Raw genomic sequence first — 13,318 nt, 5'->3', positions numbered from 1 at the left:
TCCGTCCAGGCGATATTCATCCGCGGCTCCTAGACTGGGCGGCATGTCTACGATCGAAATCACGCAAGACAACTTCGAGTCGACCATCAACGACAACGAGATCATCCTCCTCGACTTCTGGGCCGATTGGTGCGGCCCCTGCAAGCAGTTCGCCCCGGTCTTCGAACAGGCCGCAGAGGCCAACCCCGACATCGTCTTCGGCAAGATCGACACCGAAGCCCAGCAGCAGCTGGCCGGACTCTTCGCGATCTCCTCGATCCCGACCCTCGTCGCCTTCCGCCAGGGCATCGTCGTCTTCGCCCAGCCCGGCGCGCTCGCCGCCCCGCAGCTCGAACAGGTCATCACCGCCGTCAAGGGACTCGACATGGACGAGGTCCGTGCCGAACTGGCCAAGCAGGAAGCCGCCGCTGCCGCAGAGACCGACAGCGCGGACGGTGCCGCCCCCGATTCGATCCCTGCCGACCCGGGCGTCGACAAGTGACAGCGACCAGCAGCCACAACGACCACACCCACTCAGACAGAACCGGCGCAGGCAATACCGGCGTACCCGATTCCGTGGCCGCCTGGGAAGAGCGCTACGCCGGGGCTGACGACGCCATCTGGTCCGGAAATCCGAACGAATCCCTCGTCGCCGTCGTCTCCGATATGACCCCCGGCCGCGTCCTCGACGTCGGCTGCGGAGAAGGCGCCGACGTCGTCTGGATGGCCGAGAACGGCTGGGACGCCACCGGCATCGACCTGTCGACCACGGCCATCGACCGAGCCCGCCGGGCCGCCGAATCCCGCGGAATCTCCGCCGAATTCGCCGTCGCCGACGTCTCCACCTGGGAACCGGACGACCCCGATCGCCGAGGCGGCTTTGACCTCGTCACCGGATCTTTCCTCCACACCCGGTTGCCCGACACCCGGGAAGAGCTCCTCACCCGCGTCGCCGCGCACGTGGCACCGGGCGGGGCCCTCCTGCTCGTCTCCCATGCGACGATGCCGCCGTGGGCCGCCGAACACAGCGAGAAGTTCGAGCACGGCATGGACCACCACCATGAACTGGTCAGCCCGAACGGAGACTTCGCCCTCCTCATCGGCGCCAGCCCGCACCGCTGGGAGATCGAACTCGCCGGCACCCGCACCCGAGAAGTGACCTCCCCGTCGGGCGAACCCGCCGAACTCGAGGACGCGATCCTCCTGGCCCGCCGGATCTGAACTCGGCCAACCCAGAGACCCGGAACCCGGAACCCGGCACCGAGGCGAACCGGGCGATTCCCAACCCCCTGAGATGGGGTCGAAAACCCGGCCTCACCTGGTGCATTTCCGCCCCGTGAGGGGCTAAGGTGGTGCCATGGCTCGGTTCAGCTTCCTCGAGTGGCCGGTACTCCGGCAGCTGCGCACGTCGGATAAGACGGGACGCGGCGAATCCGTCGTGTCCCAGCAGACTCGGGACACCACTCCACGCACGGTCACGGCCGACAAGGTCGTCCAATCCGTGTGCCCCTATTGCGCCGTCGGCTGTGGGCAGAAGATCTTCGTCAAGGATGACAAGGTCGTGCAGATCGAAGGCGACCCGGACTCACCGATCTCTCGCGGCCGCCTGTGCCCGAAGGGCGCAGCCAGCGAACAGCTCGTCAACGCTCCCGGTCGTGTCACCGACGTCCTCTACCGGGCCCCGAAGGCCAAGGACTGGACGAAGATCGACCTGCCGACCGCGATCGACATGATCGCCGACCGATTCATCGAGGCCCGCCGCAACCACTGGGAGGACTTCGACGACAAAGGCCACCCGTTGCGGCGGACGATGGGCATCGCCAGCCTCGGCGGGGCGACCATCGACAACGAGGAGAACTACCTCGCCAAGAAGCTCTACACCGCGGCCGGGGCGATACAGATCGAGAACCAGGCGCGTATTTGACACTCCGCCACCGTTCCCAGTTTGGGAACTTCGTTCGGGCGCGGCGGCGCCACACAACCCGTCCAGGATATGGCGAATGCGGACTGCATCATCATCCAGGGTTCCAATATGGCCGAGTGCCACCCGGTGGGCTTCCAGTGGGTGAGTGAGGCTAAGGCCCGGGGTGCCCGCATCATCCACGTCGATCCTCGTTTCACGCGCACCACCGCGATCGCCGATAAGCACGTGCCCATTCGGGCCGGCTCCGACATCGTGCTGCTCGGTGCGCTCATCAACCGTGTGCTCACCGAGGGCCGTTACTTCGACGAGTACGTGCGCGCCTACACCAACGCCGCGAACCTCATCAGCGACGACTATGTCGACACCGAGGATCTCGACGGACTGTTCTCCGGGTTCGACCCGGACACGAACTCCTACGAGAATTCGACGTGGTCGTACCAGACGGATGAGCACGGTGCACCGCTCAAGGACCCGAGCCTGAAGGACCCGAAATCGGTCTTCCAGATTCTCCGGCACCACTACTCGCGCTACACGCCTGAGATGGTCGAGGAGAACTGCGGAATCAAACCCGCAGACTTCGACTACCTCTACGAATCGGTGACCGAGAACTCGGGCCGGGAACGGACCACGTGCTTCGCCTACGCGGTCGGGTGGACCCAGCACAGCCTCGGCGCGCAATTCATCCGCACCGCCTCGATCCTCCAGCTGCTGCTGGGCAACATGGGCCGACCGGGCGGCGGAATCATGGCGCTGCGCGGGCACGCGACGATCCAGGGATCGACTGATATCCCGACCCTGTTCAACCTGCTGCCCGGCTACCTGCCGATGCCCAGTGCCGGAGTCCACGACACCTTCGACGACTACGTCGCCGCCGTCGGCACCCCGGAGACCCACAAGGGCTACTGGGCCAACGGCCGTGCCTACGCCACCAGCCTGCTCAAGGCCTGGTGGGGCGACGCGGCCACGCAGGACAACGACTTCGCCTTTGACTATCTGCCGCGCATCAACGGCGCCCACGGCACCTACCAGACCGCGGTGCGCATGCTCAACGACGGTGTCGACGGGTACTTCCTGCTCGGGCAGAACCCGGCAGTGGGCTCGGCCAACGGGCGCATGCAGCGCATGGCCATGAGTCACCTGAAGTGGATGGTCGTCCGCGACTTCAGCCTCATCGAATCCGCCACCTGGTGGAAGGACGGCCCCGAGATCGAGACCGGGGAGCTGAAGACCGAGGACATCGACACCGAGATGTTCTTCCTGCCCGCAGCCAACCACACGGAGAAGGCCGGCACCTTCACGCAGACCCAGCGTCTTGTGCAGTGGCGCCACAAGGCCGTCAACCCGCCCGGGGACGCACAGAGCGAACTCGACTTCTTCTACGAACTCGGCCAAGCCGTGCGCGAGAAGCTGAAGGATTCCGACGACCCCCGCGATCGGCCGCTGCTCGACATGACCTGGGACTACCCGGTCGACGAGGAGGGTGAAGTCGACGCCGAGGCGGTCGTCAAGGAGATCAACGGCTACTTCATCGGCGGCGACCGCGACGGCGAGCCCTTGGACAACTTCAACCAGATGACCGACGACGGGACCACCGCCGGAGGCTGCTGGATCTACGCCGGCGTCTACGCGGGAGGCCAGAACATGGCCGCCCGCCGCAAACCGCGGGATGAGCAGGACGAAACCGCCGCCGAATGGGCGTGGGCATGGCCGGCGAACCGCCGGATCCTGTATAACCGTGCCTCGGCCGCACCCGACGGAACTCCCTGGTCGGAACGGAAGAAGTTCGTGTGGTGGGACGACGAGACCGGGAAGTGGACCGGCAAGGACGTACCCGACTTCCCGATCGACCGCGCACCCGCCGCCCGATCGGATGCCGCCTATGGCGGACCCGCGAACCTCGACGGTGACGATCCGTTCATCATGCAGGCCGACGGCAAGGGATGGCTGTTCGCACCCAGCGGCATGATCGACGGGCCGATTCCCACCCACTACGAACCGCAGGAATCGACGGTCGCGAACCCGCTGTATTCCCAGCAGAACAGCCCGACCCGGATGGTCATGCGCCGTGAGGACAACCTGTCGGCTCCCGGTGCCGGGGTGCCCGGATCCGAGGTCTTCCCCTATGTGTTCACGACCTACCGACTCACAGAGCACCACACCGCCGGAGGCATGTCCCGGTGGCTGCCGTACCTGTCGGAGCTGCAGCCGGAGATGTTCTGCGAGATCTCACCCGAACTCGCCGCCGAGGTGGGGCTCGAGCCCTACGGGTGGGCGACCTTGGTCTCCCCGCGGGCGGCGATCGAGGCCCGCGTCCTCGTGACGAAGCGGATGACCCCGCTGACCATCGGCGGGAAGACCGTCCACCAGATCGGCCTGCCCTATCACTGGGGCGTGGGAGGTCAGGGTGCCGTCGTCGAAGGCGATTCCGCCAACGACCTGCTCGGAGTGACGATGGACCCCAACGTCTACATCCAGAACAGCAAGTACGTGGCCGGAACGATCATGCCCGGCCGCCGTCCCCGCGGACCCGAACTCGTCGACTTCGTCGAGAAGTACCAACGCGAGGCGGGACTCAGCCCCGAATCCGGCAACCAGCAGGTCACCGTTCCCGCCGAGGATGTCGAGTCCTCCCATCACGCCGGACAGGGTCGCAGCGCCGGTGGGCACGCTCACCGAGGCGGCGACTCGGCCGTCGGCGTCACCCCGGGCAAGACCCTGGACGGGGGACGGGACGGAGCCTCCGGCGGGGACGGCACGACCGCCTCGGCGACGGTCGACAGTGCCGATGATCGCAGCGGTAGGATCACCATCGAACCCACCGAGGCGACCGAACCGGCCGAACCCGACGAGACGGCGGTGTCGAACCGCGCCGACGACGGGGACCCCAGCGACGGCGACCCCGACCACGGCCGGCACGCCGACGGCAGTGCGATCGCCGAAACCGAGGTGGCCGAAGCGGAAGCTCGCGCCAGCGCCGCTCGGGACCGGCAGGAGAACGAGGAGGAGGACGACTGATGTCGACACCGACGATCGATGACGGCACGTTGGCGGACGGGCACTGGCACGATTCCGCGCACAGCCGCAAGGGATTCTTCACCGACACCTCGATCTGCATCGGCTGCAAGGCCTGCGAAGTCGCGTGCAAGGAGTGGAACCGCAACCCTCAGGACGGCACCTTCGAACTGCTCGGTTCCTCGTATGACAACACGGGCAGCCTCGGGGCGAACACGTGGCGGCACGTCGCGTTCATCGAACAGGATTCCGAACGCATCGAGAAGGCGCGGGAATCCGGGCGCAAGCTCGTCAATCTCGGCATGCCCACGATCCGCCCGCGCACCGATGAGTCTGCCGCCGCGCAGCCGCTGGACGGGGCCTTGGGTGCGGCGGCCGAGGGCCGAACCTCCGCCGGTCTGCCGACGACGCCTGAGCTGGGCGTCGATCTGCTGGCACCGGGTGCCCTGGAGCCGACCGACCTGTCGAACGTCGACACGACGCCCCCGGACACCGCGGACTTCCGCTGGCTGATGTCCTCCGACGTGTGCAAACACTGCACGCACGCAGGCTGCCTCGACGTGTGCCCGACCGGTGCGCTCTTCCGCACCGAATTCGACACCGTCGTCGTCCAGAACGATGTCTGCAACGGCTGCGGAACCTGCGTGGCCGGCTGCCCCTTCGGCGTCATCGAACGCCGCGACGACGGCACGATCAATACCCCCACCGACCGGGATGATCGCAAGGCCGCGGACATGGATGTGCCGAACGCGGGCACCGCGAACAAGTGCACCCTCTGCTACGACCGCCTCGTCGAGGGTCAGGAACCAGCCTGCGCGCAGACCTGCCCGACGCAGTCGATCAAGTTCGGCGACCGTGAGGACATGGTCGACCAGGCGCACGACCGTGTGGCCGAACTCCACGCGAAGGGCCTGACCGAGGCTCGCCTCTACGGGGCGAACCCGAACGACGGGGTGGGCGGCACCGGATCGGTGTTCCTCCTCCTCGACGAACCCGAGGTCTACGGCCTGCCGCCGGACCCGCGGGTCGCGACGAAGGATCTGCCGAAGATGTACGCCAACGCCGGGATCGCGGCGCTGGGCATGGTCGCCGCGGCCGGTCTCGCGTTCCTCGGGAGCCGCCGTTCATGAGCACTTCAGAATACGATTCCTACCGCCCACCCGAGCCGGAAGGCGGACGCAGAAAACGTCGCCGAGGCGGCCGCGGAGGTCCCGGCGGACCTGACGGTTCCGGTGGTCGACGGGGCGGTCGCGGCGGCAACGGCCGTGGCGGCGGGTGGAAGAACCGTGGTGCTGACGGCAACCGTGAGATGCCGATGGTCGAGGATGTCGAGTTCACGTCCTATTACGGTCGACCGATCGTCAAGGCTCCACCGTGGGGCGATGAGATCGGGGCCTACCTGTTCCTCGGCGGTCTGGCGGGCGGTTCGTCTCTGTTGGGCTTCGGCGCGCAGTTGACCGATCGGCCCGGTCTGCGCATCGCCTCCCGGATGACTGCGATCGCCGCGACCGGCATCGGCGGTGCCGCTCTCGTGGCTGACCTCGGCAGGCCCGAGCGGTTCCTCAATATGATGCGCGTCGTCAAAGTCTCATCGCCGATGAGCTTGGGCACTTGGATCCTCTCCGGCTTCGGCGTCGGATCGGGAGTGACCTTTGCGATCGAACTCGACCGGATCACCGGTGAGAAGCTGCTGCCTCTGGGCCCGCTGCGCAAGGTGCTCCATGCGATGGAGACGCCGGCGGCCGTCGAGTCCGCCTTCTTTGCTACTCCGCTGGCCGCATATACCGCTGTGCTTCTCGGGGCGACGGCCGTTCCGACTTGGAACGCCGCCGGTCGCAACGGTCTGCCGTACGTGTTCGTGTCCTCGGCATCGATGGCCGCCGGAGGTGCCGCGATGGCATTGGCACCGGTGGCCGAGACCGGCCCGGCCCGACTGCTCGCGCTCGCCGGGACCGCCGGAGAGGCTTATGCGATGTCGGCGATGAGGAAGCGCATGCACCCGGCCGAGGTCGATCCGTTGGACGACGGCGAACCGGGACACAAGCTGCATCGGGCCGAGAGGCTGCTCATCGCCGGAGCCGTCGGAGCCGCCGTCGTCGAGGTGGGGGCGCGCGTGTTCGCGAAGAAGCTGGGTGGGCGTAGCTCTGGCGGCTCAGCGAGTGCTTCAGGTGTGGCTGGCGCAGTTGCTGAGGCTGTCGGAAGTGCAGGCTCTGCTGGAGTCGCAAAGCGGAGTTGGAAGACGCGTGCTGTGCTGCGGGGGCTGTCCGTCGTCTCCGGTGCGGCCTTGGCGGCCGCCTCGGCGTACACGCGTTTCGGTGTGCTGGAAGCCGGCATCGAATCGACGAAGGACCCGCGTCACGTGGTCGAACCGCAGCGCGCTCGCCTCGAAGAGCGTCGGGCTCGCGGCATCACCGACGACTCCATCACCACCGGGCGGTAGGCGCGCGGGCGGGACATCACCGCTAAGCGCGAGCGCCCCCACCGTGAGCACCCCTCACTGTTCGTGTTGCTGGGCGCCGGCAGTGCCAACACTCACTCGCGAGTGGCTCTTCATACAGTTCCGGCGGAACCCCCTCGCCTTCAGTGCGAAAACACCTCGGTGTAACGGGGTGGTGTGCGACGACCGATGAAGGATGCTCGAAATCGTCGCGCGAACTTCCCCTGTGAACGCCGATTGATGCCGAAAAGTGCCTCACGAGACAGCATATTCAGCAAATAGACTTGCGAAATGAAGTGCGTCGGGTAGCGTGAGAGACCTATGAAAAAGTTGCTTCAGGACCGCCAGAGCATCAAGCTCGGTGTGCTCGTAGCACTGCTCTTCCCACTGGTCTACTTCGGCATGCACCTGCTCGGCTGGGGCAACGAGTCATTCAACTGGTGGCAGACACTCCTGGCCGGTCTCTTCACCGGTGCCTTCTTCTGGTTCTTCACGTCCAGCTTCCGCCAGTTCCGCGACGAGGACGTCACCCCGCGCCGATAGTGCCCCTCACCTCACGTGCACGCCTGAACCGGTGACGATCTCACCGATGACGGGGTGACCAGGCAGTTCGCCGACGACGAGCAGCCCGCCGGAGGTCTGCGCATCGGCCAGAAGCAGCAGGTCGTCCTCGGTCACGGAATCATCCGCGGTCAGATGAGGTCGTACCCAGTCGAGGTTTCGCCTGGTCCCGCCGGACACATACCCGTCAGCGATCGACTCATCGACACCGCCGAGGCGGGGCACCGCAGCCGAATCGATGACCGCTCCGACTCCTGAGGCACGGGCCATCTTGAACAGGTGCCCGAGCAGACCGAACCCGGTGATATCCGTGGCCGCTCGTATGCCTGCAGCCACGGCCGCCCGCGACGCTTCGGCATTGAGTGCAGTCATCGTGGCGATGGCCTCCTCGGAGACCTCGCCGGTCTGCTTGTGCCGGTTGTTGAGGATCCCCACGCCGATCGGCTTGGTCAATGTCAGGGGCAGCCCCGCCTCGGCGGAATCGTTGCGCATGAGTTCATCCGGGTGGGCCACACCGGTCACGGCCATGCCGTACTTCGGTTCGGGGTCGTCGATCGAATGGCCGCCGGCCACGGGGCAGTTCGCCTGCGCTGCGACGTCGAGCCCGCCGCGCAGGACCTCGGTGAGCAGCTCCATCGGCAGCTTCTCCCGCGGCCACCCGACGAGGTTGATCGCCGTGACCGGGGCCCCGCCCATCGCGTAGATGTCCGAGAGCGCATTGGCCGCCGCGATCCGTCCCCAGTCGTAGGCGTCATCGACGACCGGGGTGAAGAAATCCGCGGTCGAGAGCACCGCGAGGTCATCGCGGACTCGCACCGCCGAGGCATCATCGCCGTCATCGAGGCCGACGAGGACATCCGGGCCGGGCCGACCGACCAGGCCGCGCACCGCGTCCTCGAGCTCGCCGGGAGGGATCTTGCAGGCGCATCCTCCACCGTGGGCGAACGAGGTCAGACGGTCCTGAATCGCAGTCATACTGCGAGACTAACACCGGCGGTCAAGGGCGTCGACGGACGCCCGATTCCATTCCGTCGCCGAGGCGGCCGTGCACCTCCGTACGGGCGCACGGCCGGTCGTTCGCCCGGGTCACTGCCTCCCCGCCGGGCGGCCGGCCCGCCGCGCGCGGGCCGCGCGGACGGCGATGATTCCGCCGATGACCAGCAACGCGCCGAGCAGTGCGGTGAGCAGAACCGGCCCGCCCGTGCGCGGCAGATCGCCGTTCCCGTCAGACGACCCGTCCGCGTTCGCATCGCTTCTCGACGAGGCGGTCGACGAAGTGCCGTCCGATTCGCTGTCCGACGAGCCGCTCGCCTCGCTGCCGCCCGAGGCACTCGAAGAGGCATTCGACGAGGCTCCGTCCGAACCGCTTCCCGCCGAGGAATCCTCATCGGCACCGGCCGAGGCCTTGGTCGAGGCACCGTCATCGTCCGACCCCTCCGATGAGCGGTCCTCGCCTCCCGTGGAGGAAGCGTCGGAGCCGTCCTCAGCTCCCGCACTGTCGGCCGATGCTCCGCTGTCCTCAGATCCGTCGTCATCGCCGGGACCCGGAGGCGGTTCTTCCCCCGCGACCTCGACGGTGGCCTTCGCGGTCTTGCCGTTGACGGTGACCTCGAGGACCGCGGTTCCCGGGTTCTCCGCGGTGATCTGACCCGTCGCCGGGTTGACGCGGACGACGTCGGAGGCCGCCTCGGGGGCCCCGGATTTCACTGACTGGGCACTGACCTTCGCGCCCGTCGCCTGCTGCATGGCCACCTCGGCGCCGGAATCGACCACGACCCCGTCACCACCCCACTGAGCCGTCGCCGGCCACCCGACGGGAACGGTGCGCTCACCCTGAGTGAAGGACGCAGCGACGTCCGCGGATTGACCCAGGGCCAGGGAGCCGGGTGCCTCGAGTGAGATCGAATCGACGCGCGGCTTCGTCTCCGCGGCCAGCCAGCCGACCCGATCGGCTGTGGTCGGATCGTCACCGACGTCGCCGACGCCGGGATCGACGCCGAGCATCGTCCATCCGGTGAATCCGCCGGTCGCCGGAGTGCCGGCCGGATCCTTCCCGGAGTTTCCGTTGATGAGGTAGCTCACGCCCTCGACCGCGGACCCGTGGAATGCTCCTACATGGCCGTTGATCACGGCCGCGGACTTCCCGCTGTCCTTGCGGAACTCTCCGAGCTTCTTCTCGAGTTCCTCGGCCTCCCGTCGGTCCCCGAGCTGGCTCGTCTTCGACGGCAGCGGATCCTGCGGGGGATGGTGGAAGAACACGGTGATGCCGGTGAGCTCGTCACGTTCGGCCACCTCGTCGAGGGCGTCTTCGAGCATGTTCAACTGCGAATCATCGCTGCCGTTCAACGTTCCGTCCGAGGAATTCAGGGTCACGATCTTCGTCCGCCCCACTGTGCGTTCGCCGGTCGGGGAACCGAAGGCGGCCTCGAAGTTGTCGATCTCCCCGCCCATGATCTCGTGGTTGCCGGGCACGTAGATGTAGGGGATTGACTCATCCCACTCCTCGTCGATGATCGTCTTCGCCAGTTCGAAGTCCTCCGGAGAGGCCTCGTCGACGAGGTCGCCGTTGATGACGAGCAGATCCGGCTTCGCCTCGCGGATCTCCTTCAGCGTCCGCCTGGCACCCTTGACAGCTTCGGAATCCGGGTCGGTGGCGACGAACTGGGCGTCGCTCATCACGGCGATGTTCTGCGGACGGTCAGCGACGGTCCCGGTTGTCAACAGCGCCGGATCATGCCGCGCCGAGGTGGCCGGATCGTCGGTCTCAGGCGTGGAGATCGCCTGGAGGTCGGAGATCGAAATGTCCCCCTTGTACTTTTCGGCAGACCGGGTCTCCATCATCCGGATCCGTTCGAGGGTGAGCGGTTGGGAGAGCCCCTCGGGGACGGTGAAGCGGACCTTCTGCCACCCGTCGAAGGTGATGTGGTCGCCGTCGATGTTCGTCACTGTGCCGTCGGGAGTGCTCACCTGCAGCCTCGGCCAGGCCCCGGTGCCGTCGCCGCGGACCATCATCTCGAACGCCACCGTGTTGCCTTCCAGCTTCACCGGCTCCTTCGGGATGAGGTAGTAGCCGCGCGTCGCCGAGGAGGTGGAGAAGTCATACGTGAGATCGATGCTCGGCTTGCCATCAGGGCTGGGCTCACCTGCGGTGAATGAGCCGGTGGCCCGATCGTGGCCGTCGGTGAACGCCGAGGTGTCGGAGAAGTCGAGGACCTCGGTCGTTTCGGTGCCGACGGTCACCGGGATCGTCGTTGTCACGTCTCCGACGGTGAGCTTCACGTTCCCGGACGTCGGTTCGTCGTCGCGGGAGTCCTTGCCTTTCCCAGCCGTCGACGAATCGGCGGAGACGACGAGTTCGCCGAGGCTGTCGGTGTCGACCCTCAGCCCTTCGTCGGCGTCGACGTCGATGTCGCCGGTTTCGATGAGAGAACGCCTGCCCTCGGAGTCGAAGCCGGTCAGGGACACCGTCTGCGAGTCCTGGGCGTCCTCGAGGTTGATGCTCCGCGCGCTCGGCCAGAGTCCGACCGGTTCGCCGAGCACATCGAGGTCCTGTCGCGCGGTGTGCCCGTCGACGGCATAGCTCACGCGACCCTTGCCGGTGGTCTCACCGGTCACGCGGGCGTTCGACTCATCGGAGTCGGCGAGCTTCACTCCGCCGTCGGCGGAGAACTTTCCGGAGGAGGCGATCGGTTCGAGATTCTCACCGAGCCCGGTGCCCCTCATCGATCGGCTCAGCCCCTTGAGCACGGTGGTCTGTCCGTCGAGTTCGGGTTCGATCTGCGCATCGGCCAGCTGCTCCGCGGGGGCATCTGAGTAGAAGACGAGGGCATTGGCGACGGTGCGCTGCTTACCGTCGGACGGGTCGTTCTGCAGTGCCGGAGCATCTGCGCCGGCTGTGCGGGCGAGCATCGTCGTCGACCCGCCGCCGTCGAGGTTGACCGCGTTGTAGGCGCCGATGTCAGAGAAGAACTCGCCCATGTCCTCGAGACTCATGCCTCCCGAGGACTCGCTGCGTCCGTCGATGGTGGTGACGAACAGCTCCGAACCGTCCTTGCTGATGCCCACCGCGGTGCGCGGGTGTTCGGTGTCTTCGAGGTCGCCGGCGGGGAGGTCGGGAACCGAGCCGTCGGCCAGGATCTGGTGGCTGCCCGCGATCCCCATGTCGACATCCTCGCTCGGTCCGATCTCGACATCGACGTCGTCGCCGACTTCGAGTTCCGACAGCGTCTTCGCCCCGGCATCGCGGCCGAGCAGGACCTGTCCTTCTGCCGGGATTTCCGGGTCGCCCGCTTCGTCCACCATGCCCGAGGTTTCGGTGACCTTTCCGTCGACGACAGTGACGCGGGCGACCTCGGCGGCTATGTCATCGGGGCCGCCGACCGGACGGTCGAGCGTATGGTCTCCCCACGCCTCGTTGTACACACCGATGGTGTCGGGGCTCAGCTCCGGGTTGTTCAATCCGCCGAGTTCCGTCTCCTGCCCGTCATGGGTCAGCGTTCCCGCCGCGGAGAGCATCGACACGGCTGCCTTCTTGTCCTCGAGCGTGAGCGCCGGTTTGGCCTCCTTCGAGCCGATGCGCATTCCCTCCCGAGACACCGAGGTGTAGATCGGTGCCCACGACTGGTTGATGTCGAAGAACGTGCCGTTGACGGCGGCCACGGCCTTCTTCCCCTCGGGTCCGCCCGCCATGATCTCGCTGGTGGTACCGGCGCCGGCGACCTTTCCCGTGTCGCGGACGTCCATCGACAGGGAGTCCGTGGTGAGGTCCGCGGTGAGCACATTGCCGTTGTTCCACCCTCCGTCCTCGAGACGGGAGAAGTTCGTCAGGTCGAGTCCCGGAGCCACGCGTTTGGTTTCGACGTCGCGCAGTGCCGACCCGTCCTTGCCGAGGTCGTCCTCGCTTGGTGCTGCAGCATGGGCCGGTGTCGAGGCGGGACCGGGAAGACCGGGGAGCGTTCCGATGGGTGCGACATGGGCAGCGAGGACCGCCAGTGTGGCGAGGATGGCGGGGATGAATAGTCGCTCTCCGGTGGGATGGGATCGGCGGTGTGACCAGGCAGGATGAAGCGAAGAGGGCATGACGACCTTCGAGCGGTGATGGCTGGGAACCTTGTCACCTTAAGCCGCGCTCGGAGAAGCCTGAGCGAATGGTGAGTGAACTCGGTCGGAAGATCGGTACCGGCGCGCTCGATACTGGTTCGTTTGGTCAATCGAGCGCCGCCCCGGCCGCATCGGCCCTTCGCTTCACCTCGCTCACACCCGCGATAGGATTCCTTATGGAGGCGTCCGTGTCCTGGTGGGCGCCCTGGTCTTCAAAACCAGTGAGACCGAGTATCTCGGTCTGGCGGGTTCGATTCCCGTCCGCCTCCGCCAACCGTTTCGCGGTTCCGCCGACCAAGCGGCGC

7 protein-coding genes, 1 tRNA gene and 1 pseudogene are annotated in these 13,318 nt (G+C 66.8%); 7 read left to right on the top strand and 2 right to left on the bottom strand.

Annotation, left to right across the window (positions count from 1 at the left end; translation table 11 throughout):
* Window positions 1-43 precede the first annotated feature (43 nt).
* The 6 genes and pseudogenes from trxA to ACVZTU_RS17800 all read left to right on the top strand — a co-directional run bounded on the left by trxA (window position 44) and on the right by ACVZTU_RS17800 (window position 7,895).
* Window positions 44-481, top strand: coding sequence for a thioredoxin (gene trxA, locus ACVZTU_RS17825; RefSeq protein WP_139467566.1), 438 nt, complete (start codon window positions 44-46; stop codon window positions 479-481).
* A complete protein-coding gene (locus ACVZTU_RS17820) occupies window positions 478-1,200 on the top strand; it encodes a class I SAM-dependent methyltransferase (RefSeq protein WP_139467565.1) in 723 nt (240 codons plus the stop codon). The genes trxA and ACVZTU_RS17820 overlap by 4 nt, the downstream gene beginning before the upstream one ends.
* A 136-nt stretch (window positions 1,201-1,336) precedes the next feature.
* Window positions 1,337-4,498 (top strand): annotated as a pseudogene (gene fdnG, locus ACVZTU_RS17815) (formate dehydrogenase-N subunit alpha); the annotation flags it as partial.
* A 419-nt stretch (window positions 4,499-4,917) separates the two neighbouring features.
* Window positions 4,918-6,045 (top strand): 4Fe-4S dicluster domain-containing protein, encoded by a 1,128-nt coding sequence (locus ACVZTU_RS17810; protein WP_139467563.1) that lies wholly within the window; start codon window positions 4,918-4,920, stop codon window positions 6,043-6,045.
* Window positions 6,042-7,355, top strand: coding sequence for an NrfD/PsrC family molybdoenzyme membrane anchor subunit (gene nrfD, locus ACVZTU_RS17805; RefSeq protein ID WP_139467562.1), 1,314 nt, complete (start codon window positions 6,042-6,044; stop codon window positions 7,353-7,355). The genes ACVZTU_RS17810 and nrfD overlap by 4 nt, the downstream gene beginning before the upstream one ends.
* 318 nt (window positions 7,356-7,673) lie before the next feature.
* On the top strand, window positions 7,674-7,895 hold the full coding sequence (locus ACVZTU_RS17800; RefSeq protein WP_482401011.1) for a hypothetical protein: 222 nt from the start codon (window positions 7,674-7,676) through the stop codon (window positions 7,893-7,895).
* 6 nt (window positions 7,896-7,901) lie between these two features.
* Here the strand turns inward: ACVZTU_RS17800 and selD are convergent, their stop codons facing one another.
* Window positions 7,902-8,888 carry a selenide, water dikinase SelD gene (gene selD, locus ACVZTU_RS17795; RefSeq protein WP_482401010.1) on the bottom strand — a complete coding sequence of 329 codons (987 nt, stop codon included), beginning with the start codon at window positions 8,886-8,888 and terminating at the stop codon, window positions 7,902-7,904.
* 111 nt (window positions 8,889-8,999) lie between these two features.
* The gene (locus ACVZTU_RS17790) at window positions 9,000-12,992 is read right to left on the bottom strand and encodes a phosphodiester glycosidase family protein (RefSeq protein WP_482401009.1); all 3,993 of its coding nucleotides are present in this window, start codon (window positions 12,990-12,992) and stop codon (window positions 9,000-9,002) included.
* A gap of 199 nt (window positions 12,993-13,191) precedes the next feature.
* Between ACVZTU_RS17790 and ACVZTU_RS17785 the strand changes: the two genes are divergently transcribed.
* Window positions 13,192-13,286: transfer RNA gene (locus tag ACVZTU_RS17785), tRNA-Sec, on the top strand.
* Window positions 13,287-13,318: the final 32 nt, after the last annotated feature.

Source organism: Brevibacterium sp. OS20 (assembly GCF_056837565.1).
Note: the sequence above shows the minus strand (reverse complement) of the source record. Positions and strands in the feature narration are given on the sequence as shown.